26 protein-coding genes and 1 tRNA gene are annotated in these 26,130 nt (G+C 38.5%); 16 read left to right on the top strand and 11 right to left on the bottom strand.

Annotation, left to right across the window (positions count from 1 at the left end):
* Window positions 1–4: 4 nt before the first annotated feature.
* The 3 genes from N824_RS07715 to N824_RS07705 form a co-directional block, all read right to left on the bottom strand.
* Entirely contained in the window at window positions 5–535 is a 531-nt protein-coding gene (locus N824_RS07715; protein ID WP_048904527.1) for a DUF1772 domain-containing protein, read from the bottom strand.
* A gap of 6 nt (window positions 536–541) precedes the next feature.
* Window positions 542–1,393: an SDR family oxidoreductase gene (locus tag N824_RS07710; RefSeq protein WP_048904526.1), complete on the bottom strand. Its 852-nt coding sequence runs from the start codon at window positions 1,391–1,393 to the stop codon at window positions 542–544.
* An 87-nt stretch (window positions 1,394–1,480) separates the two neighbouring features.
* Entirely contained in the window at window positions 1,481–2,299 is an 819-nt protein-coding gene (locus tag N824_RS07705; protein ID WP_048904525.1) for an AraC family transcriptional regulator, read from the bottom strand.
* A gap of 171 nt (window positions 2,300–2,470) precedes the next feature.
* On the opposite strand from N824_RS07705, the gene sufB reads away from it, so the two are divergent.
* The 8 genes from sufB (at window position 2,471) to N824_RS07665 (ending at window position 9,032) form a co-directional block, all read left to right on the top strand.
* Window positions 2,471–3,916, top strand: coding sequence for a Fe-S cluster assembly protein SufB (gene sufB, locus N824_RS07700; protein ID WP_048904524.1), 1,446 nt, complete (start codon window positions 2,471–2,473; stop codon window positions 3,914–3,916).
* 17 nt (window positions 3,917–3,933) lie between these two features.
* Window positions 3,934–4,698 (top strand): Fe-S cluster assembly ATPase SufC, encoded by a 765-nt coding sequence (sufC, locus tag N824_RS07695; protein ID WP_048904523.1) that lies wholly within the window; start codon window positions 3,934–3,936, stop codon window positions 4,696–4,698.
* A 23-nt stretch (window positions 4,699–4,721) separates the two neighbouring features.
* Window positions 4,722–6,023, top strand: coding sequence for a Fe-S cluster assembly protein SufD (gene sufD / locus N824_RS07690; protein WP_048904522.1), 1,302 nt, complete (start codon window positions 4,722–4,724; stop codon window positions 6,021–6,023).
* A 1-nt stretch (window position 6,024) separates the two neighbouring features.
* Window positions 6,025–7,239, top strand: coding sequence for a cysteine desulfurase (locus N824_RS07685; RefSeq protein WP_048904521.1), 1,215 nt, complete (start codon window positions 6,025–6,027; stop codon window positions 7,237–7,239).
* A complete protein-coding gene (locus N824_RS07680) occupies window positions 7,239–7,688 on the top strand; it encodes a SufE family protein (protein ID WP_048904520.1) in 450 nt (149 codons plus the stop codon). Before N824_RS07685 ends, N824_RS07680 begins: the two co-directional genes overlap by 1 nt.
* 11 nt (window positions 7,689–7,699) lie before the next feature.
* The gene (locus N824_RS07675) at window positions 7,700–8,014 is read left to right on the top strand and encodes an iron-sulfur cluster assembly protein (protein WP_048904519.1); all 315 of its coding nucleotides are present in this window, start codon (window positions 7,700–7,702) and stop codon (window positions 8,012–8,014) included.
* Between the two features lie 11 nt (window positions 8,015–8,025).
* Window positions 8,026–8,499: an Rrf2 family transcriptional regulator gene (locus N824_RS07670; protein WP_048904518.1), complete on the top strand. Its 474-nt coding sequence runs from the start codon at window positions 8,026–8,028 to the stop codon at window positions 8,497–8,499.
* A 98-nt stretch (window positions 8,500–8,597) separates the two neighbouring features.
* Window positions 8,598–9,032 carry a PepSY-like domain-containing protein gene (locus N824_RS07665; protein ID WP_048904517.1) on the top strand — a complete coding sequence of 145 codons (435 nt, stop codon included), beginning with the start codon at window positions 8,598–8,600 and terminating at the stop codon, window positions 9,030–9,032.
* Window positions 9,033–9,077: 45 nt separating this feature from the next.
* On the opposite strand, the gene N824_RS07660 is transcribed toward N824_RS07665, so the two are convergent.
* From N824_RS07660 to rnhA, 3 genes are all read right to left on the bottom strand, one after another.
* Window positions 9,078–11,765, bottom strand: a complete 2,688-nt coding sequence (locus N824_RS07660) for a PQQ-dependent sugar dehydrogenase (RefSeq protein WP_048904516.1) — start codon at window positions 11,763–11,765, stop codon at window positions 9,078–9,080.
* Window positions 11,766–11,777: 12 nt separating this feature from the next.
* Window positions 11,778–12,659 carry a sugar phosphate isomerase/epimerase gene (locus N824_RS07655; protein ID WP_084498228.1) on the bottom strand — a complete coding sequence of 294 codons (882 nt, stop codon included), beginning with the start codon at window positions 12,657–12,659 and terminating at the stop codon, window positions 11,778–11,780.
* A gap of 207 nt (window positions 12,660–12,866) precedes the next feature.
* A complete protein-coding gene (gene rnhA, locus N824_RS07650) occupies window positions 12,867–13,334 on the bottom strand; it encodes a ribonuclease HI (RefSeq protein WP_048904515.1) in 468 nt (155 codons plus the stop codon).
* Window positions 13,335–13,511: 177 nt separating this feature from the next.
* On the opposite strand from rnhA, the gene N824_RS07645 reads away from it, so the two are divergent.
* Window positions 13,512–13,588 (top strand) — tRNA-His (locus tag N824_RS07645).
* A gap of 159 nt (window positions 13,589–13,747) precedes the next feature.
* Here N824_RS07645 and N824_RS07640 read toward each other — a convergent pair.
* The gene (locus tag N824_RS07640; protein WP_048904514.1) at window positions 13,748–13,975 is read right to left on the bottom strand and encodes a Fic family protein; all 228 of its coding nucleotides are present in this window, start codon (window positions 13,973–13,975) and stop codon (window positions 13,748–13,750) included.
* Here N824_RS07640 and N824_RS38250 point away from each other — a divergent pair.
* The 4 genes from N824_RS38250 to N824_RS07630 all read left to right on the top strand — a co-directional run bounded on the left by N824_RS38250 (window position 13,944) and on the right by N824_RS07630 (window position 17,377).
* Window positions 13,944–14,015 (top strand): hypothetical protein, encoded by a 72-nt coding sequence (locus tag N824_RS38250; protein WP_373419281.1) that lies wholly within the window; start codon window positions 13,944–13,946, stop codon window positions 14,013–14,015. The two genes, N824_RS07640 and N824_RS38250, sit on opposite strands and share 32 nt — an antisense overlap.
* A gap of 504 nt (window positions 14,016–14,519) precedes the next feature.
* Entirely contained in the window at window positions 14,520–14,663 is a 144-nt protein-coding gene (locus N824_RS31180) for a hypothetical protein (protein WP_161662273.1), read from the top strand.
* A gap of 5 nt (window positions 14,664–14,668) precedes the next feature.
* Window positions 14,669–15,313, top strand: a complete 645-nt coding sequence (locus N824_RS07635) for an NAD-dependent epimerase/dehydratase family protein (protein ID WP_048904513.1) — start codon at window positions 14,669–14,671, stop codon at window positions 15,311–15,313.
* A gap of 480 nt (window positions 15,314–15,793) precedes the next feature.
* A complete protein-coding gene (locus tag N824_RS07630) occupies window positions 15,794–17,377 on the top strand; it encodes a Na+/H+ antiporter (RefSeq protein ID WP_048904512.1) in 1,584 nt (527 codons plus the stop codon).
* Window positions 17,378–17,396: 19 nt separating this feature from the next.
* On the opposite strand, the gene N824_RS07625 is transcribed toward N824_RS07630, so the two are convergent.
* Window positions 17,397–18,473, bottom strand: coding sequence for a family 43 glycosylhydrolase (locus N824_RS07625; RefSeq protein WP_084498226.1), 1,077 nt, complete (start codon window positions 18,471–18,473; stop codon window positions 17,397–17,399).
* Window positions 18,474–18,679: 206 nt separating this feature from the next.
* Between N824_RS07625 and N824_RS07620 the strand changes: the two genes are divergently transcribed.
* The gene (locus N824_RS07620) at window positions 18,680–21,082 is read left to right on the top strand and encodes an ABC transporter permease (protein WP_048904511.1); all 2,403 of its coding nucleotides are present in this window, start codon (window positions 18,680–18,682) and stop codon (window positions 21,080–21,082) included.
* Window positions 21,083–21,090: 8 nt separating this feature from the next.
* Here the strand turns inward: N824_RS07620 and N824_RS07615 are convergent, their stop codons facing one another.
* The 3 genes from N824_RS07615 to N824_RS07605 all read right to left on the bottom strand — a co-directional run bounded on the left by N824_RS07615 (window position 21,091) and on the right by N824_RS07605 (window position 24,268).
* Window positions 21,091–22,290, bottom strand: coding sequence for a hypothetical protein (locus N824_RS07615; protein ID WP_048904510.1), 1,200 nt, complete (start codon window positions 22,288–22,290; stop codon window positions 21,091–21,093).
* 67 nt (window positions 22,291–22,357) lie between these two features.
* The gene (locus N824_RS07610; protein WP_048904509.1) at window positions 22,358–23,281 is read right to left on the bottom strand and encodes a metallophosphoesterase; all 924 of its coding nucleotides are present in this window, start codon (window positions 23,279–23,281) and stop codon (window positions 22,358–22,360) included.
* 18 nt (window positions 23,282–23,299) lie between these two features.
* Window positions 23,300–24,268: a metallophosphoesterase gene (locus N824_RS07605; protein WP_048904508.1), complete on the bottom strand. Its 969-nt coding sequence runs from the start codon at window positions 24,266–24,268 to the stop codon at window positions 23,300–23,302.
* Between the two features lie 880 nt (window positions 24,269–25,148).
* Between N824_RS07605 and N824_RS34070 the strand changes: the two genes are divergently transcribed.
* Both N824_RS34070 and N824_RS07595 read left to right on the top strand, forming a co-directional pair.
* The gene (locus tag N824_RS34070) at window positions 25,149–25,451 is read left to right on the top strand and encodes a hypothetical protein (protein WP_235207022.1); all 303 of its coding nucleotides are present in this window, start codon (window positions 25,149–25,151) and stop codon (window positions 25,449–25,451) included.
* Window positions 25,452–25,539: 88 nt separating this feature from the next.
* Entirely contained in the window at window positions 25,540–26,130 is a 591-nt protein-coding gene (locus tag N824_RS07595; protein WP_048904507.1) for a 2OG-Fe(II) oxygenase, read from the top strand.

The following is a 26,130-nucleotide window of genomic DNA, read 5'->3' as shown; positions in this document are numbered from 1 at the left end:
ATTATTAGTTGCTTGTTTGCGCCCCATCGGGGTACAAACAAGCAACTATTACCAATACAATGGCTGCAGTAGCGGCAACTGTCCTGATGGTATTCAAAGCGTTCCATGTGGCCTCGAAGCCACTCCTTTGCAACCTCATGGCTTCCGCACTTGCTGATTTCAGGTCAAAAGCATCCAATGCATTATTAAGTGGTACATTACCAAAAATAGTAACGCCAAAAGTGCCTATAATGTAACACAAAGCCGCAGCAACCAATAACCAGCATTTAAGCTGAACAGGCTGACCATAATGCAGGTATGCGCTTAATGGCAATAGCACCAACGCTCCAAAAAATCCGGCAAAGAATACCGGATTTAATATCGCTCTGTTAATTTCCTGCATTGCAGTTAAATACCCTTCATCCGAAAGTTTTGCCAAACCCAGATTCACTGAACAAGACCAGGCATAAAACAATCCGGCCATCAGCGCAGTTGCGGTGCCCGCAAGCACCAATACTATATTTGTTAACGAGATCATACGATTTAACTTTTCCATAAATTACTAAAGATTTCTTAAATATTCCTCAAGCTCAAATGGTTTGCGCTTCAATAGATCCTCTAGCGTACCGTCTACGTATGAAAACTCATCAGCTTTAATGCTATCCGCCAAACTCAACTGCCAGCCTATCTGATCATCAGGCATTTGAAATTTATCCAGTTCTTCGGCTAAAACTACGTTAGGGATATTCACATAAGAAACTTCTACTCCCTTTTCCGCTGTTAAAATTGTAGCAAGGTCTTTAAACGTATAAGCCTTTGAACCCGTTATTTCATAGCGCCTATTTTCATGGCCATTGCTTGCAAGCACATTACTTAGCGCCTCAGCAATATCCATACGCAATACAAAACTTACTGCTCCATTACCTGCCGGATAGTAAATATTGCCATGCTCCAGCGCCTCGCCAATAAATATTGGGATGGTTTCCATATACAGACTATTGCCAAAAAAGGTATGCGGTATTCCTGAATCCAAAATAGCCTTTTCTGTTGCCAAACATTGTTGCGTTGCCATAAAGTGCGCATCCAATTTTGGCTTTACAGCACCTGTATAAACAATATGCTGCACGCCCTGCTGTTTTGCGGCCGTAACCACATTAGCTTCCTCTTTAACACCCTGCTCGCCTATGCTTATTGCAGATATTTGCAATAGCTTATCTACTCCCTTTAATGCTTTATTTAACGATTCAAGATCACCATAATCGGCAATGCGAATTTGAATACCTGAATTTTTTAGATCCTCCATTTTCTTTGGATCTCTTACTATCGCCACAATTTGCTCTGGCTTAATCTTTTTCAATAAAAAACCTATAGTTGCTTTACCAAGGTTTCCGTTTGCTCCGGTTATTGCTATCATAATTTCTTTTTTTACCAAAATTATGAGCTATACAAAACCATGAATAGAACAAAACCGACACTAAATATTATTTAAATAAAAAATGGGTTATTTAATGAGCTCAGGAAAATTCTCAACCAGCTCGTTTGATTGTTTTTGATATTGCTCCGGACTAAATCCTGTAAATTCTTTAAAAGAACGGATAAAATGAGATTGATCGGCGTAGCCATTTTCAAAAGCTACATCTGTAAGAATATTATATTTATTATTTCTCAGCTGACTTAAAGATGCCTGAAAACGACATACTCTGGAAAATAATTTCGGACTAATACCAATATGCTGGTTAAACCTGCGTTCAAAACTTCTTTCAGATAATCTTAAATCCTGTTGTAATTCCTTTAAGGTAATATTACCATTTGAACTGATCATTTTAGATACGGCATGCTGTGTTAAATCATCAGGAACATTCCTGTTTTTAGTAATCAAATTAATCAGATAGCCTGAGATGAGTTCTATTTGATGAGCCTGAGAGGAGGAATTCAAAAGTCTTTCTGCTAAGTTGTAATCCGTCTTTTTTGATGTCAGATCTACATCTAAACAAGTATTTGTAATTTCAACGGCACTAAACCCAAATATAGATTTTACTGCATCCGGATAAAAGTAGACCCCAATAGTATTGAATTTTCCTGCCGTACGGATTTCCGTGTGTTTAGTCGTTTGTCCGTATAAAAACACTTCCGGCAATTTGTAATCATGAGATTCCGAAAAGGTACCCTCTTCTGCCTGTCCAAAAATCATTCCCGGACAACCGTCTGGAAGTGCAACAAATGTCGTAGGTGCACAGCCATTACTCCCGCCTTCTAAAATCCAGAAGTAGCGAACATATCTTTTAAGATAATCAGGCGGCTGTACCAGTTTGCAATTCATTCTATTGTTTGACTCAGCTGTTGGTATAAAATTACAAATAATTTGTAAAGTCATAATTCTAAATCTGTTTTTCAATTATTACATTACGCTGTTTATACTATTTTGTACAAATAGTAAATACCCCGTATCTTTGATATATATTAATATTTCAACAAATTAATATAGGCTATCATGAAAGAAAAACCAGATACTCTGGAACAGGCCGTATTAACCGAATACAAATACGGATTTGTAACAGACATAGATACAGACGTAATTGCCAAGGGCCTTAGCGAAAACACCATCCGACTGATCTCAAATAAAAAGAATGAACCGGAATGGATGCTGGACTGGCGACTTAAAGCTTATAACCACTGGTTAAAGCTAGAGGAACCAAAATGGTCAAATGTTAAGTACCCTATAATCAATTATCAGGATATAATATATTATGCGGCTCCTAAGCCTAAAAAGCAGCTAAACAGCCTTGATGAGGCCGATCCGGAATTGCTGGCTACATTTGAGAAGCTTGGCATTTCCCTGAACGAACAAAAACGACTTACAGGAGTTGCTGTAGATGTGGTAATGGATAGCGTTTCTATTGCTACCTCATTTAAAGAACAACTTTCGGAAATCGGGGTTATCTTTTGCTCAATCAGCGAAGCCATACAGCTACATCCCGAATTGGTGAAAAAATACCTTGGATCGGTAGTACCTATGACGGATAACTATTTCGCAGCGTTAAATTCTGCGGTATTTACCGATGGCTCGTTCTGTTATATCCCCAAAGGAGTCCGTTGCCCAATGGAACTTTCAACCTATTTCCGCATCAATACAGAAAATGCGGGTCAGTTTGAGCGTACCCTAATTGTTGCCGAAGATGAAAGCTATGTAAGTTATCTCGAGGGCTGCACCGCACCAATGCGTGATGAAAATCAGTTGCACGCAGCGGTAGTAGAACTGGTAGCTCATGCAAAGGCAGAAATCAAGTACTCAACCGTACAAAACTGGTATCCTGGCGACAAAAATGGCCTAGGCGGCATATACAACTTCGTAACTAAACGTGGCATGTGTAAGGGCGATCATTCTAAAATCTCCTGGACACAGGTCGAAACAGGCTCAGCAATTACCTGGAAATATCCTAGTGTAATCCTAAAAGGAGATCACTCTATAGGTGAGTTTTATTCGGTGGCATTTACAAACAACCATCAACAGGCCGACACGGGTACAAAAATGATTCACCTTGGTAAAAATACAAGGAGCAGGATCGTGTCTAAAGGAATCTCTGCCGGACATAGTCAAAACAGCTACAGAGGATTGGTTAGAGCCAGCAAACAAGCCACCAATGCACGTAATTATTCGCAGTGCGATTCTTTACTGCTGGGCGATAAATGTGGGGCACATACGTTCCCTTATATAGAAGTTAAAAATAAAACGGCAATTGTAGAGCATGAAGCAACTACTTCAAAAATTGGAGAAGATCAGCTCTTTTATTGCAAACAAAGAGGCATTGATGCAGAAACCGCAGTGGCTCTTATTGTAAATGGCTTTGCCAAAGAAGTAATGAATCAGCTGCCAATGGAATTTGCCGTTGAAGCACAGAAACTACTGGCCATCAGCATGGAAGGCAGTGTAGGTTAAAAAAAATTATAAGAATTATGCTATCAGTAAAGAATATACACGCAAACATCGACGGAAGAGAAATTTTAAAAGGAATTAACCTCGATATTAAACCAGGGGAAGTACATGCTATTATGGGCCCAAATGGCTCCGGAAAAAGCACCCTTGCCTCTGTACTTGCCGGCAGAGAAGAATATGAAGTTACAGAAGGTGCCGTTTCTTTTTTAGGCAAAGATTTGTTGGAACTATCAACCGAGGACAGGGCTCGCGAAGGTCTGTTCCTTGCCTTTCAATATCCGGTAGAAATACCAGGTGTAAGTACCACCAACTTTATAAAAGCTGCTGTAAATGAAAAGCGTAAATACCTTGGTCAGGAACCTCTTGATGCTGTTGCCTTTTTAAAGATGATGAAAGAAAAGATGGCTTTGGTTGAAATAGATCAGCGTTTATTGAGCCGTTCTATCAATGAAGGTTTCTCTGGTGGAGAGAAAAAACGTAACGAGGTATTCCAGATGGCTATGCTTGAACCCAAACTCGCAATCATGGACGAGACGGATTCAGGCCTGGACATTGATGCACTTCGTATAGTAGCAAATGGAATAAACAAACTCAGAAGTCCCGATCGTGCAATATTGCTAATCACCCACTATCAGCGTTTACTTGACTATATTCAGCCAGATTATGTACATGTACTGTACAATGGCCGCATTGTTAAATCGGGCACTAAAGAACTGGCGCTTGAACTGGAAGAAAAAGGATACGACTTCATTACCGATGAAGTTGATTTAGCTGCCAATCAATAGCAGTCCATTTAAAAGACTTTACAATGAACAATATAACTTATTTTAAAGATCAGTTTGAACAGCTGCAGGAAGCAAATCCTAAAGGCACAATTGCCGATTTGAGGCAGAATGGATTTGATGCATTCACTAAAGATGGCGTTCCAACATATCGTAATGAAGACTGGAAATATACAAACGTAAGTAGCCTGTTCGACAAAGAATATCAAATAGCAGAAAACTCCGCAATTACTTTAACGGATGTGAACGCTGTCAGACTACCAGGCTACAAACAAGCAAATGAGCTAGTGTTTGTAAACGGACACTTTATAGCTGACCTTTCTACCATCCGTTCCAGCACTACAGATCTTATCGTACTGCCACTTGAGGAAGCCGCTAAGGGCGAATATAAGGAAATAGTCGCTACACACTTAAACCAAAGCAGTAATTACTTAAACGATGGCATTCATGCCTTAAATACCTCTTTTATTAATGGTGCTGTTTTTGTTCATGTCCTAAAAGGCAAAGAACCAGAGCATCCTGTTTATTGCTATCATATTTTAGATGCCAGGCAACATCCGGCCCTTGCGCAACCGAGGAGTCTGGTCTTGGCTGACGAAAATAGCAGACTACAAATAACCGAAAGCTATACTACTCTTGGTGCGTCAGACAGTTTTAACAACCAGGTAATGGAAGTAGTGGTTAAAGAGAATGCTTATGTAGAGTATTATAAGATTCAAAATGATACCGCAAATGCCAGCCAGGTAAGCAGCACTCATATCAGACAGATTGGACGAAGCTATGTACACACGGTAACCGTTACGCTAAATGGAGGCATAGTACGTAACAATATGAATCTGGTGCTTGACGCCGCCGGTAATGAAACTCATCTTTATGGTTTGTACCTGTTAAAAGGCAAAAGCCATGCTGATAACCATACGCTGATAGACAATTTAAAACCAAATTGCTTTAGCAATCAACTATATAAAGGAATTGCCGATGATACCTCTACGGCCGTTTTTAATGGCCGGATTATGGTTCAACCAGATGCACAAAAAACCAATGCTTACCAGAGCAATAAGAACATCCTGCTATCAGAAAATGCAACCATAAATACTAAACCGCAACTTGAGATTTTTGCAGATGATGTTAAATGCTCACATGGCTGCACCATAGGTCAGCTAGATGAAGAAGCAATGTTTTATCTGAGGGCAAGAGGCATTCCAAAAGAAAGCGCTGAAGTGCTTTTACTACAAGCTTTTGCTGCTGATATCGTTGACCAGATCAAGCCGGAACTTTTACGTTCTTACGTATCTAAACTTATCTATGAACATTTAGCAATTCAATAACATGGCCATTTTAGATCTCAGAAAGCAGTTCCCAATACTTAACCGAATGGTTAAGGGCAAACCTTTGGTGTATTTTGACAATGCTGCCACTTCTCAAAAACCGCAAGTGGTTATTGATGCGCTTACGCATTATTACACGCATTACAATGCCAATATACACAGAGGTATCCACACCCTTGCAGAAGAAGCCACCGTGGCGTATGAGGCCACCCGTCGTACTGCACAGGAGTTTATAGGTGCAGCGTACGAAGAAGAAATCATCTTTACCAGAGGCACTACGGAAGGAATTAACCTGGTTGCATATGCCTGGGGCCGACAAAACATAAAAACGGGTGATGAGATCATTATTTCTGGCATGGAGCACCATTCTAACATCGTTCCATGGCAAATACTTTGCGAAGAAAAAGGTGCTGTTTTAAAAGTCATTCCTGTTGATGATCATGGCGAGCTTGTAATGGATGCCTACAAAACTTTGCTTAACATCAAAACTAAGTTGGTTTCTGTTGTTCATGTTTCGAACTCATTAGGTACAGTTAACCCGATTAAAGAGATCATTGACGCAGCACATCAGGTTGGGGCTAAAGTGTTGATAGATGGTGCACAGTCAGCTGTACATCTTGACATCAATGTACAGGAAATGGATTGCGATTTTTTCGCTTTCTCTGGTCATAAAGTATATGGACCGACAGGTGTTGGTGTGCTCTACGGCAAGAAAGAGTTGCTCGAAAGGATGCCTGTATTTCAAGGTGGCGGCGAGATGATCAAGGAAGTTACCTTCGAAAAAACTACCTATAATGATCTGCCTTATAAATATGAGGCAGGTACACCAAACATAGCCGATACCATTGCATTAAAAGCAGCACTCGATTTTATTAAAGAAACCGGAAAAGCTACTATAAGAGCCCATGAAGAAGAATTACTTACTTATGCTACAGCTCAACTCCAAGCCATTCCGGGTCTTACTATTATTGGCAATGCCAAAGAAAAGGTAAGCCTGATATCTTTTATCATTGAAGATGTACACCCTCAGGATGTTGGCGTTTTGCTCGACAATCAAGGAATTGCAGTTAGAACAGGGCATCATTGCACACAGCCGTTAATGGCGCGCTTTGGCATTCCGGGCACCATAAGAGCATCCTTTGCGCTTTACAACCAAAAAGAAGAAATAGATGTACTCGTTACAGGTTTACATAAAACCATAAAAATGCTTTCATAATGAATATTAAGCCGATACATGAAATAGAAAAAGAGATAATTGAGGACTTTGCATTGTTTGATTCATGGGAAGACAAGTACGAGTACATTATTGATATGGGCAAAAAGTTGCCTGTTCTTGAGGATGAGCATAAGCTTGATGAAAACAAAATAAAAGGATGTCAGAGTACCGTATGGCTGGTGGCTTCCTATAATGAAGGCCGTGTGTTTTTTAAGGCCGATAGTGATGCTGTAATTGTAAAAGGTTTGATCAGTATGCTTATAAAGGTGCTATCTGGCCATACTCCTACTGAAATTATTGACGCCCGATTGGATTTTATAAGAGAGATCGGCATGATGACCCATTTGGCACAGACCCGTTCTAACGGTTTGCTGTCAATGATAAAACAAATGAAAAATTACGCTATCGCCTTTCAGGCGATTGGCAGTGAAGAAACTGATCATAAATAAATTAGGAGATCATGGATAAAGAAGAATTAAAGCAGAAAGTGATCGATTGTTTACAAACCATTTACGATCCTGAAATTCCTGTAAGCATTTATGAACTGGGGCTTATCTATGAAACAGAGATATTGCCTCCGTTAAACAACGTACAGATTGTGATGACGCTTACCGCTCCCGGGTGTCCCGCTGCACAATCTATCCCTTTAGAGGTAGAGCAAAAGGTAAAGGAAATTGAAGGCGTAAATGAGGTTGCTGTAATTGTAACCTGGGAACCTGCCTGGAACAGAGACATGATGTCGGAAACAGCACGGTTCGAATTAGGAATGATGTAATATAAGACACAATGAAAATTACTGCTCAGGAAGAATATGGCCTAAGGATCCTACTCCACATAGCCCGACATGCTGATAAAGAAGGAGCAAGCATTCCTATGATTAGCGATGCAGAGGGACTTTCTGCAGCCTATGTTGCCAAGCTTACCCGCACACTTCGCCTTGCTGGTTACATAAACAGTACACCAGGTAATAAGGGGGGATATATTTTAGCTAAGCCTGCCGAAGATATAAATATTAACCAGGTTATGAAGGTACTTGGCGGTTCTCTATACAGCAATAAGTTTTGCGAAGACTACTCGGGATCATTAAAGCTATGCACCAACTCTGTAGATTGTTCTGTGCGTTCTTTATGGCAAATGATTCAGCTATCTGTTGATCAGTTGCTGGATCATATTTCCCTTAAGGAATTGATTAGTACAGAGCAGGAATCTAACCTTCAGATCATCAATAAAATAAATACCTTAAGAACGGCCAAACTATAACTAGCATCTTCCCATAGGATTTGAATAACTTTTTTTCATTTTTTCAGGAGATTTTCCTTTTTCCTTTGTTATAATTAAAAACACTAATTCAACTTATTATGAAAAAGATACTACTGTTTGCGGTTTGCATACTTATTTCTGGCTTCTCCTACGCTCAGGATATAACCGCTAGTGAGGTTCCTCCTGCTGTATTAAACGCTTTTAACAAGTCGTTTCCTAAAGCTACAAGAGTAGAATGGGAAAGAAAAGGTGACCTATATAACGTCGAATTTGACATAGCCAGAAGAGATCATGAACTCTGGTTAACTGGTAACGGAGGCATTATTAAACATAAAAAAGAACTTCGTTCCTCAGAATTACCGGCAGTGGTATTAAATACCCTTAAACAAAACTACAAAGGCTTCAGAATTGGGGATGTAGACCGTTATGAAGAGGGTAAAAAATTCTTTTATAAAGTTGAATTGAAGAAATTACTCGAGGAACAAAAAGTTGTTGTTGACCAGAGTGGTAAAATATCAAATAAGATATATTAGATGACGGCAGCTTTAAAAGCATGCCGTCATCTAATATATTAAGCTCTAAAGGTTCTTCATACTAATCGCCTTTAAGCGAGCAGAAGGTTCGGTAAATACAAAATAAACATTGTATTTACCTTTAAGCGCTTCAATATCTGCGATGGTATTTAAGCCACCGCTTTCTTTCGAAGATGATTGCCCGACAAGTTTTCCTTCCGGTGAATCGATACGAATCTCAATTTTACCTGCCGACACATTTTCTGCACCGACAAATTCAATCTTTTTAATGTCCGTTAAATCAACTTTATTGAGTTGCAGATAAGCTCCTTTGCTTTTAGCCGTTGCAACAGATTTGTTGTCGTTAAAGCTAATTTCACTAGCGTTATCCGTATTGTTAACAAGCACATAGGGATGGCGTAATACAACTATATCTTCTCCAAATTGCGCTGGAGCAAGTTTAGTTCCATGGTCTTTATAAGCTGCTCTAAAAATAAAGCTTCCTTTATTAGGCTGATCTGGTTGAACATTTGTAGTGTAAGATCCTGTTACCGGAAGTGATTTCTGCGTAGTTTTCTTTTCACTAAAGCTCAATACATATTTAATGATCGAGTTCACTTCACTAGTAGGCATAGATGAGTGCGCTGGCATCATTGCATCACCCCATACACCCGAGCCACCATCAATAACCTTTTTAGTAAGCTTTCCTTCTGCAGTTTTATCTCCTTTATACTTTAAAGCCACTTCCGTAAATGATGGACCTAAAGATTTAGTATCTACAGCGTGACAAGCATTACAATCACTTTTTTTGATTAAAGCTTTTGCTTTAGCGTATTGTGCAGAAACATCGAATTGATTCTGATTTTGCGCTACAACCGTTAAGTCATATCCCTCAGACAAGTAATTGATGGCTACAGAAACCTGCGAAGCCGGTATTCTTTTATCAGCAAGACTTCCATCCTCCTTATCTGTAACACTAACCGCATAATTGATTATGCTGGCAGGGAAATAGAAACTAGAATTTCCTTTTGTAAAGTTAAACTTAACTACAGGGGTTGCATTTCCGGCTACTAATTCAACCGATTTACTATTTTTTGCACCATGCGGATCTGTAACAGTAAGTGTAGCTTTGTAAGCACCAGCTGCTGCCAGTTGCACTTCGGGATTGGCCGTTTTAAATGTTTGTTTTAACACTCCGCCTTTGCTAATTTTCCATTCGTACTTTAAAACGTCACCATCACTATCAGTTGTACCTGCCGAAGACAATTTCACTTTTAAAGGTAAAGCACCGGCAGTTTTATTTGCAGTTACTTGTACCTGAGGTTTACGGTTACCACCATTGAACTCAATTTTGATTAACTCAGCTTCCGGATTATCTTTAAAGTATCCATTTCCATATTCAAGCACATATAAACTACCATCAGGGCCAAATTTCATATCAATTGGACCTCTTAAAGTAAGCTCAGGCAAGAAACGCTCCATAGATTTATACATGCCATTTTCGTCAAAAGTTACCGCTAATATCCAGCCACGTACCCAGTCGGTAATTAACCATTTACCTTCATAATATGCAGGAAACAAATATTTAGCATTGGCAAAATCAGACTTGTGAAATACCGGACCACCAACTGCACTTCTGCCACCACTACCCATCACCGGAAACTCTTCGCTAGCCGCATAAGGATACCAGATCATAGCTGATACTGTTGGAGGTAATTCTTTTAATCCCGTATTATTCGGGGAATTATTTATTGGCTTCTGCACATCATACAGCTCGCCGGATTTCTTAGTCGCAAAATCATAATAACGATATGCCTGGTTATTTCCTATAAAATAAGGCCAGCCATAGTTACCCGACTTTTTAGCCACATTAAATTCATCATAAGATCTTGGGCCTCTCGACTCTGAAGAGTTTGAACCATCCGGACCAACTTCACCCCAATATAACCAGCCAGTATGACTATCGATAGTTAATCTCCAGGGGTTTCTATTACCCATGGTATAAATTTCAGGGCGGGTATTTGCTGTTCCCTTAGGAAACAGGTTGCCTTCTGGAATGGTATATGTACCATTCGGTTCAGGATGGATACGTAAAATTTTACCCCTTAAATCGTTGGTATTACCAGACGATTTCTGAGCATCACGCGGAGCCTCTCCCGGACGTTCGTCAATTGGTGTAAAACCGTCCGAAGATCTTGAAAAAGTATTATCACCAGTACTTAAGTACAAGTTTTTATCCTTATCGAATAACATACCACCCCCTACGTGGCAGCATTCTTCACGTTGAACCACCACATCTAATACTTTCTTTTCTGTAGTCATGTTCAGTTTACCGCCAGCCCATGTAAATCTGGAAAGCCTGTTTACCGATACATCTTTTGGAGAATAGTAAATGTAAATCCATTTATTTTTAGCATAATCAGGATCAAGGATAACACCCTGCAATCCGTCTTCACCTTCAGAACGCTCGCCTTTTTTACTTACATACTCTCTGCTAACAGCAAAATCTGCTATTACATCCATTTTATTAGTTGCAGGATCATATATTTTTAATTTTCCTTTACGCTCTGCATACAAAACCTTTCCTCCATCCAGAATTTGGAATTGCATAGGTTCTTCTAATTTTTGTTGAAGCACAACTTTGGTAAACCTGTTATCATCAGGTTTTTCCGTCGATTGTGCTTTTACTATATATGAAGAAACCAATAACAGCGATAATGCTGTTATTGGTTTCAATAATGATAATTTTATCATGTTTGGGGTTAATTACAATTTAGATACAAGGTTACGGAAGTTAACTACACTAGCAGCAACATCAGCGCTGTTGCTTTCCCAGTTGTATTCATATTCAGCTGAGATAGCTCCTTTAAAGTTTTGTCTCTTTAACTCTGCGATAACTGCAGGGATGTTAGAAACACCTTCTCCCCAATGTACATCATGTCCACCTTTGCCTTTTTCATGAAGATCTTTCATATGCGAGTGCAATACGTGTCCGTCAAGTTTCTTCAAGCACTCAACAGGATCTAATCCTGAACGTACCCAGTGGCCTATATCAGCGCATGCGCCTAAGCGTTTGCTTTTTCCTTTAATAGCGTTTAACACGATATCAGGATTCCAGTAATGAGATGGGTTTGGGTGATTGTGGATAGCAACATTGATCTGATATTTATCGCATAGATCAGATACCAACTGCAAATCTTTCTCATTAGGTTCTGAAGTAATGGTATGAATGCCCATCGCTTTACAGAATTCGAATAATTTAACCCATTCAGCTTCACTGTTCGCACCTGTTACACCAAATGCAACAACTTTTACGTTGTTTTCTTTAAGCTTTGCTAAAACAGCTTGTCTTTTCGCGTCATCCATATCAGGTCCCATTGTTCCTTCTATACCGCCACCTATTTTCTGACCTGGGAAAGCCTCTACATATCTTAAGTTACAGCTATCGATCTTTTTAATTGCCTCAGCAAATGTGAATAATCTGAAAGTATAAGCTTGTGAACCAAGCTCCCAGCCCAATTTTACTTCCGGATTTTTAGCAGAAGCATTAGATGCTCCTGTCTTTACACTTTTACAGGCAGCAAGACAAGCCAATAAAACAACAGCAAATTGTAGTTTTAAAGCAAATCTATTTTTTAATAAATTCATGTTTGGTTAATTAAAGTTTGAAAATTATCTAGGTTACATTTGTTATTCTATCTCTCCAAAATCTTATTCTGTAAAAAGACGCCAACAATATAGTTATTCTTGAAGTTTTTCCTTTTACTAATGAATCGAAATATTTTGGTTACTAAAAATCGCTTTTTAAATAAGCGTTAAAAATGGACTTTATAAGTTAAATCATGGATAATATGATCAGGCAGACTTACTTTTCTCTATTTCAAACTCGGTATCAACGCCCAAAGCACTTCTGTTTTTAGAGGCGGCAACAGCAAGTTCATCACAGCGTTCATTTTCGGGATGGTTATTATGACCCTTTATCCAAACGAATTTAACATGGTGTAGCTTATAAACGTTAAGAAACCGCATCCAAAGGTCTTTATTCTTTTTGCCTTTAAATCCTGTTTTAACCCAACCAAATACCCACTTCTTTTCTACAGAATCTATCACGTATTTTGAATCGGAAAATATGGTGATTTCTTGCCCCGGATTTTTAAGTGCGTTTAAGCCAACTATAACCGCCAGCAATTCCATTCTGTTGTTCGTAGTTAAACGGAATCCCGCACTCAGTTCCTTATAGTGAGAACCTGAGCGTAAAATCACTCCGTATCCACCTGGCCCTGGGTTTCCGCTAGCTGCTCCGTCGGTATAAAGTTCAATCATATGTTAGGCAAATCTAGCTTTTTAAGCCATAAAAGCAATTTTTAGGATACTTTTTAAATTTCCACAAGAATTTAATCGACTGAGATTTAAACGATTAAAAAAAAGATCTATTCTAACTGAAAAAAGATTTGAATAAAATATTTTAAATCGTACTTTTGTAGCGTTGAAAAACACATGGTGGTTTTAGCTCAGTTGGTTAGAGCATCGGTTTGTGGTACCGAGGGTCGTGGGTTCGAGCCCCATATTCCACCCCAGTTTTGAAAGCAGCTCTGAAAAGAGCTGCTTTTTTTGTTTATGGGTTCGAGTCCCTTCTTCCGCACGCTATCTATTGGTTCAATCGGTGTCTTTTATAAAACTTCAAAACATCATGTATATAATCTTTGCATGATAAGAGTCTCATATATAAAAATTTTTTATGAAGAAATTGGCCAAATTGAGAAGTGTACAGGACTATCTAAAAGCCCATGCAGGCACAAATAAAGAACATTAATAATTCTTCCAGTCCTGCCGTTACCATCATAAAATGGGTGTATGCTTTCAAACTGGTAATGTTGAACTGCCAGCTTAACAGCTTCCAAATACCTTAATGGATTAGAAAAGATCGGAATATTGCATTCTAAAAAAGTATGGAAGGAAACCATATATATCAATATCGAGCTATTTGAACTTTTGAAAAAATAATTATTAGAGATGTTGTGACGTCCCTAGTAGTGATAAAATTTTGCTTCGAAAAAGTCATTTTCGTGGACTAAAATATAGGCTAGCTTTTTAACCGCTTTCCGAGCTCATCCATTTCGTCCATTTTTCTTTTCAAATCGGCTATCCTCTTTAAATCAGCTACAAAACGTGATGAAATTTGTACCATAAATGACCCATCTTTAAAAGCAGTTCTGAAAAGAGCTGCTTTTTTTATTTAGAGTGCTTATTTGTAATTAGTTACGAGATCGCTACTCAGGAGAAAAGCTTTTTGATGTCAAAAATATAAGTTTACGACCATCCGTTTAACAGAATATGTGTTTACTGCTCTAGTAATTTGGAATTTGAATCGGTAAAGAAGATATTTAAACTATTTTATAAGCATTTTTCAGACCATGTTGAAAGAATGAAGGAAATTCATGGTCGATTTGAAAAGAAATATTTTCAAATCAATCGTTCATTAAACTATAAAGAGTCTCATATTAAAAGATGTTGATAGTTCCGCATTTAGGCCTGATAAAAGAGGCCAGCAATGAAAAAGCAAAAGCATTGTTAGGCTGGCAGCCAAGAAGTAATGAAGAAGCTGTTGTAGCCACTACTAAAAGTTTAATAAATTTGAATGTAGTAAAATAAAAGAAATGAAAGTAATCATAACAGGTGCGACAGGAATGGTAGGCGAAGGCGTTTTATTTGAATGCCTAGACAATCCGGTGGTAAGCGAAGTGCTTATTATCGGACGAAAACATTATGATAAAAGTCACCCAAAGCTGAAAGAGCTGATTGTAAAAGATTTTTCTGAAATCAACAATTATTCCGATTTATTAAAACATTACGATGGATGCTTTTTTTGTGCTGGCGTAAGTTCTGTTGGAGAGAACGAGGAAAGTTTTACCAAAAAGACTTACGATTTTGCCGTGCCGTTTGCCACAAAGCTATCGCAGATTAATCCGGAAATAACCTTTGTTTATGTGTCTGGAAACCGCACTGATAGTACAGAAAAAGGCAAAGTAATGTGGGCAAGAGTAAAAGGAAGAACAGAAAATGCATTGATGAAACTGCCCTTTAAAGGTCAATACAATTTTCGCCCGGCAATAATGACGGCGACTAAAGGACAAAAAAATGTAAAGACCATATACAAAATATTAGGTCCCTTGATTGCACCATTTTTTTCCGCAAAAATATTAAAACTTACACAGGTCGGACGAGCAATGATCAAGGCGGTGTCAAAAGGCTATCCTACCCAAATTTTAGAAGTAGATGATATCATAAAATTAGCAGAGTGAAAATTTCTGAAATAAAATCCTGCTTTATTGGTCCTGCGCGCTCACCCGAGCAATTCATTGCAAAGCATTTCTTTTTGTTTTTAGCAAAAGGGACGATGAACGCGGCTATGATGGCAACAAACATTATATTGAAGACCGATGAAAGTTGTTTGGTAACAATTCCGAGTGAAATTAAGGGCTAAAAGAGAGCTCAGCCACTAAAAGTATTCATCGCATATTGCCATTTTTTTTGTTCTATTACAATTGGATCAAGGTGATCTAATCAAAAACCACCTTGATTTTTGATTAGTATTTAAATGTTTTCTCTTTAAAAGTCCTCGTTTATTTTTTGAGTTTAAAGAGGCTTGGGTGCGCATAGTAGACGCATATCTAGATGAATTTATAACTCAAATTCAGAAATTCAGTCAGAGTATATCTCAATTCCGAAGGAGAATTGATAACTTGATGCATTAAGAAACTGAACAACCTTAAACACCAGTCATGCATACCATCTTACCTTTCTTTTTAGCCATGATAGCCGCTATTGTGTTATTGAATATGTGGGCTAATAAACTAAAGATCGCATATCCTATACTATTGGTGGTAGCGGGGCTATTGATAAGCTTTATACCCGGATTGCCTGTAGTGAGAATTAATCCGGACCTTATCTTTTTCATATTTCTTCCACCACTACTTTGGGAGGCAGCCTGGTCCATTTCGTTCAAAGAGATGAAAAAATGGTGGCGCATTATTGGCAGCTTTGCGTTTCTGGTGGTGTTTTTTACAGCTCTTTCGGTAGCATTAATCACTAATCATCTTATCCCGGGCTTTACTATTGCGCTTGGTTTTTTATTAGGTGGCATTGTATCACCACCTGATGCAGTAAGTACAGGAGCGATTACAAAATTTGTAAAAATCCCTAAGTCTACTTCGGCTATTTTAGAAGGAGAAAGTCTGTTAAATGATGCCTCTTCGCTAATTATCTTCCGCTTTGCGCTGGTTGCGGTAGGTACTGGCCAATTCATCTGGCAAGAGGCGGCGCTAAGCTTTTTGTGGATGGTGATCGGCGGTATTGGAATTGGCCTGTCATTGGGCTGGTTATTCGTCCAGGCACATAAACGTCTACCTACTGATGCACCTTCTGACATAGTCTTTACACTTATTGAACCTTATTTTATATACTGGATTGCAGAACAAGTCCACAGCTCGGGTGTGATGGCTGTGGTAAGCGGGGGTCTGTTCATGTCAGCCAGAAGAATGATCTTTTTAAACAGTTCCAGCCGTATTAAGGGGTATAGCGTATGGGAGAGCTTTGTGTTCATCCTGAATGGTATTGTTTTTCTGGTCATTGGACTGGAACTTCCCGAAATCGTAGATGGTCTGCATTCAAAAGGCATTCCTTTACGCACTGCCATTGGCTACGGATTACTAGTAACCGCAATATTGATCGCTGCAAGAATATTAAGCTCCTATGCCGCATTGGTAGCCACAATTATTTTTCGTCCTAGCGTAAGGCCTCACGCAACTTCGGTAAGAAGACGTTGGCTGATGCCATTGTTGCTGGGCTGGACAGGAATGCGGGGTGTAGTTTCACTGGCTGCTGCTTTAGCTATTCCAGCAGCACAAGATAATGGTGCAGACTTTCCATATAGAAACCTGATCTTGTTCATCACTTTTGTAGTGATATTGCTTACGCTTCTGGTACAAGGGCTTACCCTCCCATATTTGATAAACCGCACCAATCTTTTCGGTTCAATATTTAACGAAGAAGGGGAAGAATTGGCCAGAAAAAAAATGAAACAGGGACTAAAACAACATGTATATCAGTTCCTTAAAAATAAATACGACAACGAGCTAATTGGCCACGCCGGTATGGAGAAATTCCTTAAGCAATGGGAAGAAAGAGCAAAGTCTGCAGATGATAGCTGGATGAACGAAAAGATGAAAGCAATTTTTGTAGAAGTACTCGAAAGCCAACGTCAGTACCTTGGCGAACTCAATAAAGACCCCAAGGTTGATGAAGAGATCATCCGCCAGCAATTGTATCAAATTGATTTGGAAGAAGAGCGATTAAAGATAATATAATAAGATCAGAAGATCAATCTCAAAATGCGCTCGACCTATCTGGTAATTGTTCAATCTTTACTTCCCCAGAAGGTCGCTTCACCTCCCCCCTGCCATTAGGAATGCCAAACACCGGATTTCCATCCTTTCCAAAAGTAAATCGCTGCAGATATACCTCTCTGTTATCCCAACCCCCATCCAAAGCGGCTTTAGAATGGTAGTAAATCCAATATTCACGGTCATCAGGCGAAGTGGTCATGCTTGCATGCCCTAGTCCATGAACGGTAGACGTACCTTGAAAAACAGGTTTTGAAGATTTTATCCATGATAAAGGGTTCAGCGGATCTTTGCCTCTCGTTAATCGAAGCTGTCCCAATTTATAGTGTTCAGTCCATGAGCCTCGGGTAGAGTATATAACAAACACATCATCATTGTGTTTCAATATTTGAGGCCCTTCCTGCAACACGATATTATCACCCCTTTCCCAGCTGAGTTCGGGCTTAGACAATAACACACGTTTCCCAAGCGTCCATGGATTTTTCATTTCTGCGATATAGAGATTCTGATCTACATCATGATGATCATGAAGTGTTTCCCAGCCAGACCAAACAGCGTACTTCTTACCTCTTAACTCCAAAACAGTCATGTCTATAGCCCAGCAATTATCTTTCTTTTGATTGGGATCATCACCTGTGTACAACCTTTCCTTATCTGTATAAGGTCCAAACGGGCTATCGCTTTCCAGCACACCGGCCCGTTGTGCATAGTAAGGAGCTCCCTTATGCACAGAGCCTGCATAATAAATGTACCATTTACCATCAATATGATGAATTTCCGGTGCCCAAAGGTTATAGCTGTTCCATTTGCCTTCAGGGGGAGTCCATACTAGCTCTTTCTTTTCGAATTTTGTCAGATATCTTGATTCTGTAACGGCAAACCCGCCCTTTTCATTGAAAATCGTATAGTATTTACCATCATGTTTTGTAATGTATGGATCAGCTCCCTTACGAAGCGGGTTCATAAACATTTCGGAGACCTTATCCTTCTCGGTCTGTTGCGCGTTTAGGTTCAAAGAAAATGCAGTTAGCAGAAAAATGATCGAAAAGACTTTGGTCATAGTGGAAATACTTTGGCTAAATATACAAAAAGATGCCTCCATCATTTCATCAACTAAAAGTAACAGTATTGTTCACTTAAGAACACGTCTGTTCGCTTATGAACAGGAAAGGCAAAAAAACATTACACAATCAACTAACAATCAACACATTAAATAAAAATAATAAATTGGCACATGCTTCGCTATTGACAGGAAAATGATTGAAGATGTTTTATATCAATATTAAAATTGCTTTACGAAATCTTTGGAAACACAGAGGTTATACCTTCATAAATACGGTTGGCCTGTCCATAGGTATGACTTGTGCACTGATCATATTCCTTTTTATACGGCAATATCTGAGTGCCGATAATTTCCATCCAAATGCCGACAGGATCTTTAGGGTCGTTTCCCTCGGTAACGGTACAGAAGGAAAAGTCCCTATGATGGGTGTTCCTGTACCAATGGCTGGCGCATTACGCACAGATTTCCCTCAATTAGAGAAAGTAGCAAACCTTGTTCAGGGTTATCATCTGGTCGAGGTTGTAGGAGAAGATAGATCGACAAAGCAATACTATAGAGAGTATGGAACCGCATTTTATACCGACCCAGCCATTTTTGATATCTTTAATTTCCCCTGGGCATTGGGTGAACCCGCTTCATTAAACGCGCCAAATCATATCGCACTTACACAAAGTACGGCAACACAATACTTTGGCAACTGGCAAAATGCTATGGGTAAAAAACTTAAGCTTAGCGGTGATGAGACTTTTTATGAGGTAACCGGAATTATAAAAGATCTGCCAAAAAATACTGATTTCCCTATCCATCTTGTCATCTCTTATCAGAACTTTGGAAATGCCACAAGTATGCGCTGGAACTCGGTAAACATGGGTCATAATTGCTATGTGATGGTAAAACCTAATACTGATATTAAACAATTGCAAGTTCAGCTGGATGGATATACCAAAAAATATTACGATGCAAAAGATCCGCTTTCGAACACACATCTGTTTCAACCTTTTTCTGATGTACATCTAGATAACAAGTTTGGTAATTTTTCGCCAAGGCGATACACCCCATTGCAGATTAATTCTTTGAGGATATTAGGATCACTAATCTTACTAATTGCCTGCATCAATTTCATTAACATGGCAACTGCACAGGCAATTGGCCGTTCAAAAGAGGTAGGAATCCGTAAAGTCCTAGGCAGCAATCGCAAACAACTTCTGTTTCGTTTTTTAGCTGAAACTTTTGTTATCACGTTTGTAGCCATCACAATAGCTTGTATTGTTACTGAGATTGCACTGCCAGTGGTAGGAAATTTTCTAGGTCAGCAGATTCCATTCAATATCGTTCAATACCCAGTTATCCTCGCCTTTATCCTTATCCTTTGGCTGGCAGTTAGTTTCCTGGCAGGTCTGTACCCTGCAGTTTTCGTATCCGGATACAACCCAATAAACGCACTAAAGAATAAAATCGCCCAGGGAAATAAGGGCATTTGGAGCCTAAGAAGTGTCCTCTTAATTTTTCAATTTACAGTAACACTGATTTTCATTATCGGAACTCTTGTAGTACTTAAGCAGATCGATTACTTTAAAAATAAATCACTTGGATTTAATAACAATGCCATTTTACAGGTCGATGTGCCGACAGATTCCGTTAGCAAAACCAGGTTTGATACTTTTAAACAAAAGTTACTGCAACGTAGTGGAGTAGAAATGGTAACCTATGCCTATACGCCTCCAAGCACCGCTTCCAATAACTTTACCAGTTTCTACTTCAATAATTCTTCTCAGAAAACAGATTTCCTGCTTTGCAATAAACCGGCTGACGAAGATTACTTCAAAATATTTGGTTTGAAAATGATTGCAGGAAAACCATTGTCTAAAAGCGATACGGTAAATGGCTATATATTAAACGAAACATTGCTGCACAAACTTCATCTTAAAGATCCCAAAGATGCATTAGGAAAATATATCCAGCTAAACAGAAGGCCGTTAGCCCAAATAATCGGAGTGGTAAAAGACTTTAACAATCTCAGTCTGCATGGAGATATCTCTCCAGTCATATTTTATACAAGCAAAGAAGAGTATGCAAGTGCATTTGTAAAGCTTAATCCCCTTCATATGCAGGAAACGGTTAAAGAAATAGGGGAAGATTTCAAATCAACATTTCCTGATCAGTTTTATGAGCCAAGCTATTATGATGAATATATCGCCAACTATTACATCGTTGAGGAAAAAACAGCCGTTTTATTGAGCTTTTTTACATCAGTGGCTATATTTATTTCTTGCTTTGGCTTGTTCGCCCTCATCTCATTTGTAGCTATTCAGCGCACCAAAGAGATGGCAATCAGAAAAGTATTGGGCGCTACTACAATTGAACTCATTAGCGTTCTCAATCAGTCCTTCATGAAAATGATCGTCATAGCCAATCTTATTGCCTGGCCTTTAGCCTATATCTTGTTAAATCGCTGGCTACAGGGATTTGCCTATAAAATAGACCTGCCGATGTTACCGTTTATACTTGCGGCACTGGGTTCAATTGGAATCATAGTACTCACTGTTGCACTAAGGACCTATAAAATGACTACTGCTAACCCTGTAGAAGCGCTAAAATATGACTAGGATAGATTTCACCACTTTATCTTCCTTTTATTTATGTTTATTAACTTTTGAGTTTTATTAAATGACAGGGTAAAATCTGGGTTATTTATGCTTACAGAAGAAATTGCTTTGTCAGAATTAACCAGCAATGAAAGGTCATACCATGATATATTCTTATTAAGAATCGTAGCGTAATCCATGGTTATGGTAAGGGTTTTGCCTGCAATCGTTTCCTTTTTTGTTATGTGATCCTTAATATACTGGTATTCTAAAAACTCTCTCAAGCTACAAAATATAGCCACATCCTTAGCTTTTAAAACGATATTATCAATCCACTGATTAAAATTCTGCACGGCTTTAGGGTCTTTGATTCCGTGAGTACCTATCTCAAAAAAATCAAAAGCATTGCTTGCAAACAATGAATTAGCCAACTCCCACTGAGCACCATTATTTGACCAATCATCACTAAATGCTCTTCTTATAGCTAAATAATTAAATGGTTTTATATCACTTAACTTGTTCTTAGGGTTATACTTTCCGATTTGCACGAAATCATCAAATGTCCCTTGCGATGTACCACCAATATAACCATAAGCAGACGCCGCTTTATGAAACCCCACATAGTTACTTGGCACAACAAGTGTGTTCATTTTATACCTCTCATTTAACAATATCATTTCATCCAGGTCACGGACATTTTTCACACGATCCTTACCATTATTAAAGTTTCCATCTTCGTTGTGGTAATAAGAATGGTTCATTATGTCCATACCCTTTTGTATCAATGGTAATCGTTGTGCATATGTAGCCGCAAAATCAGTGTATAGCCCAATTTCCTTATTATTATACTGATTTTTGCCATTCACGGCTAAGCCTAAACTATAATTCTTTTTGTTGCCGCAACCATCAGTGTAAAAGGTATTTGATAGTTTTTCATAAGCATTTGTAACGGTTAAGGCAGCATCATCAAACTCCATAAGTATTGCCTTACTTTTATTATATTTCAGTTTGGGAAAATTTGCACTGGCAGAAGTTGGATTGTCAGTAAACACAACTTTTATTTCGATTTTTCCATTAAAAGCAGGAGTTACTGCACCTTCAGGAATTGAAGGCGGGAGTATTTCCTCTTTAACAGGGGCTTTCTCAGAAACGATCGGAACTTTGTTATTACAACTGAAAACTAAAAATGAGCATATTGCAAATAGACCGAAGGCTGATACTTTTCCCATAACATATTTTCACAAAAATACATCTTTTTATCTATTTAAATGTCATAGATAGCTGTATCATTCCAGCTTAAACCGCTTCATACTTAATGTATTCATGCTCAAAACTTCCATCCTCATAAAGATTTAAAAGAGAATAGCCGGGAACTGTTTGTTTATAGGCACTTTTACCATCATCACCCGGTTCCCACCAAAAACCACTTGTAGCACCATTACACAAATAGGCTACATCATTGTACCAAACCTTGTCAAGCAAATGAATATGTCCACTTAAGCAAAGTTTAATGTTCTTATTTTTGTTAAAAACGTCTATAAATTTCATAATATCCAGATGATTGTAGCTGCCGCTAACTTTAAACGGCCCTCTAAAATCTGGTTTATTATCTACAATGCCTGTACAACTCAATAAAGGATAATGCGACATGATCAGTGTAGGCTTATCCTGACTGTTCTTCTGTACATCCTGTACAAACCAATTCCATTGCTCATCATCGAGCATTCCCGGATTTGTAGGGTGGTTACTATCCAGCATAATAAAATGCCAGCCATTGTTATCAAAGCTGTAATAATTATGCTCCATTTGCAGCATCTTTAATACCCCAGCTTTACCTCCCAACTCATCATCTTTACCCTGCCACCACATGTCATGATTTCCCAGTACATGGTGCATAGGAATACCTTTAACAACCTGAACACTTTCATTCCAGCAAGCCCATTGCTGCTCTACCCTATCTTTGGTAATGTTGTCGTAATCCGCAGCATAGATAGAATCACCCCCATTAAGAATAAGGTCAACCTTGTCTTTTTTGATCATTTCCAGACATTTCTTAAAACGGGCAACTGCATTATGTTCCGGTCTGATATGTACATCAGTTATGTGTGCAATTTTTAAAGCCTTCTTTATTGGAGCTGCAACTGATGCCTGTGCAACACTGCTCAATGCAATTGTTCCTGCTGTAACTCCAAGTGATTTAATTAAATCTCTTCTTTTCATTTATGTGTTTGAATTTATTTACCCCAATTTCCTGTCGGATATATATGGAACAATCGGATAAATGTAAGTCTCCATTTTTACGCCTAGTTTTTCAGGAGAAGAACCCACAAAAACAGACTTTCTACCTTTTATCCTAATTCTACCATTATGCTCTATTTCAATCATCGCCCATAGCGGATCTTTATAGGGTGCTGTATATTTGATATTAGGCTTAGCCTTATCAATTTCTGCAGAGTACCTTACCTCTTTGTAATTATCACCCAACCAACTGTAAGATGCACTATTGATCTGTACGTAATGAATATCGTTAATATGATTGTAATAGTCCTGATGGTGGTGTCCACTGATCACCAGAATAACCTTTTGTCTGCCGGCTTTTTCATTAGCTTGTTCAAAGGTGTAACGGAGTAAAGTTCCATTCTCTAATCCTCCGGAATCGTTGTCTATTCCCTGGTGGCAAAAGATAACAGTCGGAAAAGAAGATGCATCCAAATCCTTTTTTAGCCATTCCAGTTGTGTCTGAGAAATATATCTTGCATATCCTTTTGGACGATCGGGACTTTCATTATGCTCATTGCCATCAAGTACTACGAAATGAAAGCCATTTTTGTCAAACGAGTAATACTTTGATTTTGCCTTCCAGAATTCAACCACATGATCGCGTGTATATCCCCCATCATTGTCGTGATTACCAATAACATGAAATTTATCACCTTTAAATTGATTCCAAACATCCAGCAATGGCGTATTGGCTTCCTTAGGTACGCAAAAATCGCCTCCTTGTATGATAAAATCAGGTGATTCAGTATTCATTTCTTTAATGAAGGCCGACAAGCGTTCAATACCATCATGCATAATATCATGATGAAGATCTGTGATCATTCCAATCCTGATTTTTTTATCTGCCGGATTTAATTCAGGATATCTTGCAAAAAGCAAGGTGCCACCTGCAAGACCAGTTGTTTTTAAAAATTCTTTTCTATCCATTTCTTATTTTGTAAATTAGAACTCATACCTCAAGGCGCATTAAATATACAAATACTAAATAAATGTTTAATATTTGTATCCTTATTAATATATAAATAATATAAAAACAACATATTGCTTATAACTGCGCCTCACATAATTCACACATTCTACACATATTGTTCACAAAAAGGTACCTGTTTGTGAGCTCGGTATGAAGGAGGCGTGAATAATATGTGAAGAAACACTAATCTTGTGAAGAACMRTTYRRMWKAANTYATRANTTMAGKTAAWWRNTTMTTYNACCMGAWTAACCTTATTATTGCTATTTTTAATAACATCATTTCTAAAGTTTCACCATGTCAAACAGAAGAATTTTCCTTAAAGGTGGCCTTGCAAGTATACTGTTAGCAGGCCTTTCAAAAAGTGTTTCGGCCTTAACGCCAAAACCCCAAACCAATTTACCTTTGGGTGCAAAAGCAAAACTTCGCTTTGCAATCGCATCAGATGGCCATTACGGACAGCCTGGAACAAACTACAAGAAAGACCATGAAAATATCGTCCAATGGATTAACGAAGCCCATGATATTAGTCCACTCGATTTTGTAATCTTTAATGGAGATCTCGTTCATGACCGTCCCGAGTTACTTACTGAAGTAAAGGAAACCTATTTTAGCAAACTCAAAGTTCCATTTTACGCTWTCCCNNCRSKAMKCWCKWCCKWKCTKAKSYAKMRCYCTKNAWATNTGTKTKYSSYWRTKRSSMYMRTWATTCCTTTAAAAAAAATGACGTTGGTTTTATCCTGGCGAATACCTCAGATACGAAAGGTAAATACATATGCCCTGACAATAATTTTATAAAACGAGAGCTGGAAAAGTTTAAAGACTTAAAGACAGTACTGGTGGTTTTACACATACCTCCGCATTTCTGGGTACCAGAAAGTCCATTTGTTGATTGTCCTGAAACCATAACCCTTCTACATAGCTACAATAATGTTAAGGCGGTTTTTCATGGACACGATCATAGTTTGGATGCTGTGTTTTACACCAATAAATTACCACATTTTTTTGATGCACACTACGGGGGCAACTGGGGCACACAATATAAGGGTTATAGAATTGTTGAGGTTGATGAAGTTGACAAAATAACTACGTATCAGGTTAATGCAAGTAAGAACCCGGTACTCAATGAAACCAAGTTTTAGCGTTACTGAAATTGCAATGGTGCTTTTTAACAGTTAAAAAGACTACCTTCACCAACCTGCGGTTTTACTCCCGTATTAAACCGCTATTTTGGAACACACATTTAATTGCCTGATCGATTCTTTTATAGACCAACACGTAGGCATTGCCGACCACTTTTTAAGTGAGAGCCTTGCTGCCGATTTGAAGGAAAACCTGATTTCTCTTTACAGTAACAAAATGCTCCTTTCGGCCGGAACAGGAAACGACAAGGTAATAAGACATAACTCTGAAGTGCGTGGCGACCGTATATATTGGCTAGACCGCAACCATGATACTCCTTGCGAAAATGCCTTTTTTATCCTAATGGACAAGTTCGTAAAGTATTTAAATGAAACCTGTTATACCGGAATTACCGGGTACGAGTTTCATTATACCTTATATGAAAAAGGTAGTTTTTATAAAAAGCATCTTGATCAGTTCCAAAATAACGACAGCAGAAAATATTCAATGATAATCTATTTAAACACAAACTGGATACTAGCCGATGGGGGTGAATTGTGTATCCACCACGATGACCATTTGCAAAACATATCTCCTGAAAACAGAAAGGGCGTATTTTTTAAAAGCGATGAGCTTATGCACGAGGTTTTGCTCACCCATCAACCTAGAATGAGCATCACCGGATGGTTAAAGATTTGA

The organism is Pedobacter sp. V48 (assembly GCF_000523515.1).
GTDB lineage: Bacteria > Bacteroidota > Bacteroidia > Sphingobacteriales > Sphingobacteriaceae > Pedobacter.
This window is presented reverse-complemented; position numbering and strand designations above follow the sequence as displayed.

Bases quoted from the DNA above. Each gene is read 5' to 3' on its own strand.
- N824_RS07685 (WP_048904521.1), top strand. From the start codon at position 6,025: ATGGCCATTTTAGATCTCAGAAAGCAGTTCCCAATACTTAACCGAATG.
- N824_RS07605 (WP_048904508.1), bottom strand. From the start codon at position 24,268: ATGGATAGAAAAGAATTTTTAAAAACAACTGGTCTTGCAGGTGGCACC.
- N824_RS07640 (WP_048904514.1), bottom strand. From the start codon at position 13,975: ATGGTTTCCTTCCATACTTTTTTAGAATGCAATATTCCGATCTTTTCT.
- N824_RS07630 (WP_048904512.1), top strand. From the start codon at position 15,794: ATGCATACCATCTTACCTTTCTTTTTAGCCATGATAGCCGCTATTGTG.
- N824_RS07635 (WP_048904513.1), top strand. From the start codon at position 14,669: ATGAAAGTAATCATAACAGGTGCGACAGGAATGGTAGGCGAAGGCGTT.
- N824_RS07655 (WP_084498228.1), bottom strand. From the start codon at position 12,659: ATGAATTTATTAAAAAATAGATTTGCTTTAAAACTACAATTTGCTGTT.
- sufB (WP_048904524.1), top strand. From the start codon at position 2,471: ATGAAAGAAAAACCAGATACTCTGGAACAGGCCGTATTAACCGAATAC.
- N824_RS31180 (WP_161662273.1), top strand. From the start codon at position 14,520: ATGTTGATAGTTCCGCATTTAGGCCTGATAAAAGAGGCCAGCAATGAA.
- N824_RS07660 (WP_048904516.1), bottom strand. From the start codon at position 11,765: ATGATAAAATTATCATTATTGAAACCAATAACAGCATTATCGCTGTTA.
- N824_RS07680 (WP_048904520.1), top strand. From the start codon at position 7,239: ATGAATATTAAGCCGATACATGAAATAGAAAAAGAGATAATTGAGGAC.
- rnhA (WP_048904515.1), bottom strand. From the start codon at position 13,334: ATGATTGAACTTTATACCGACGGAGCAGCTAGCGGAAACCCAGGGCCA.
- N824_RS07665 (WP_048904517.1), top strand. From the start codon at position 8,598: ATGAAAAAGATACTACTGTTTGCGGTTTGCATACTTATTTCTGGCTTC.
- N824_RS07670 (WP_048904518.1), top strand. From the start codon at position 8,026: ATGAAAATTACTGCTCAGGAAGAATATGGCCTAAGGATCCTACTCCAC.
- N824_RS07625 (WP_084498226.1), bottom strand. From the start codon at position 18,473: ATGACCAAAGTCTTTTCGATCATTTTTCTGCTAACTGCATTTTCTTTG.
- sufC (WP_048904523.1), top strand. From the start codon at position 3,934: ATGCTATCAGTAAAGAATATACACGCAAACATCGACGGAAGAGAAATT.
- sufD (WP_048904522.1), top strand. From the start codon at position 4,722: ATGAACAATATAACTTATTTTAAAGATCAGTTTGAACAGCTGCAGGAA.
- N824_RS07610 (WP_048904509.1), bottom strand. From the start codon at position 23,281: ATGAAAAGAAGAGATTTAATTAAATCACTTGGAGTTACAGCAGGAACA.
- N824_RS07710 (WP_048904526.1), bottom strand. From the start codon at position 1,393: ATGATAGCAATAACCGGAGCAAACGGAAACCTTGGTAAAGCAACTATA.
- N824_RS07620 (WP_048904511.1), top strand. From the start codon at position 18,680: ATGTTTTATATCAATATTAAAATTGCTTTACGAAATCTTTGGAAACAC.
- N824_RS07675 (WP_048904519.1), top strand. From the start codon at position 7,700: ATGGATAAAGAAGAATTAAAGCAGAAAGTGATCGATTGTTTACAAACC.
- N824_RS07715 (WP_048904527.1), bottom strand. From the start codon at position 535: ATGGAAAAGTTAAATCGTATGATCTCGTTAACAAATATAGTATTGGTG.
- N824_RS07615 (WP_048904510.1), bottom strand. From the start codon at position 22,290: ATGGGAAAAGTATCAGCCTTCGGTCTATTTGCAATATGCTCATTTTTA.
- N824_RS07705 (WP_048904525.1), bottom strand. From the start codon at position 2,299: ATGAATTGCAAACTGGTACAGCCGCCTGATTATCTTAAAAGATATGTT.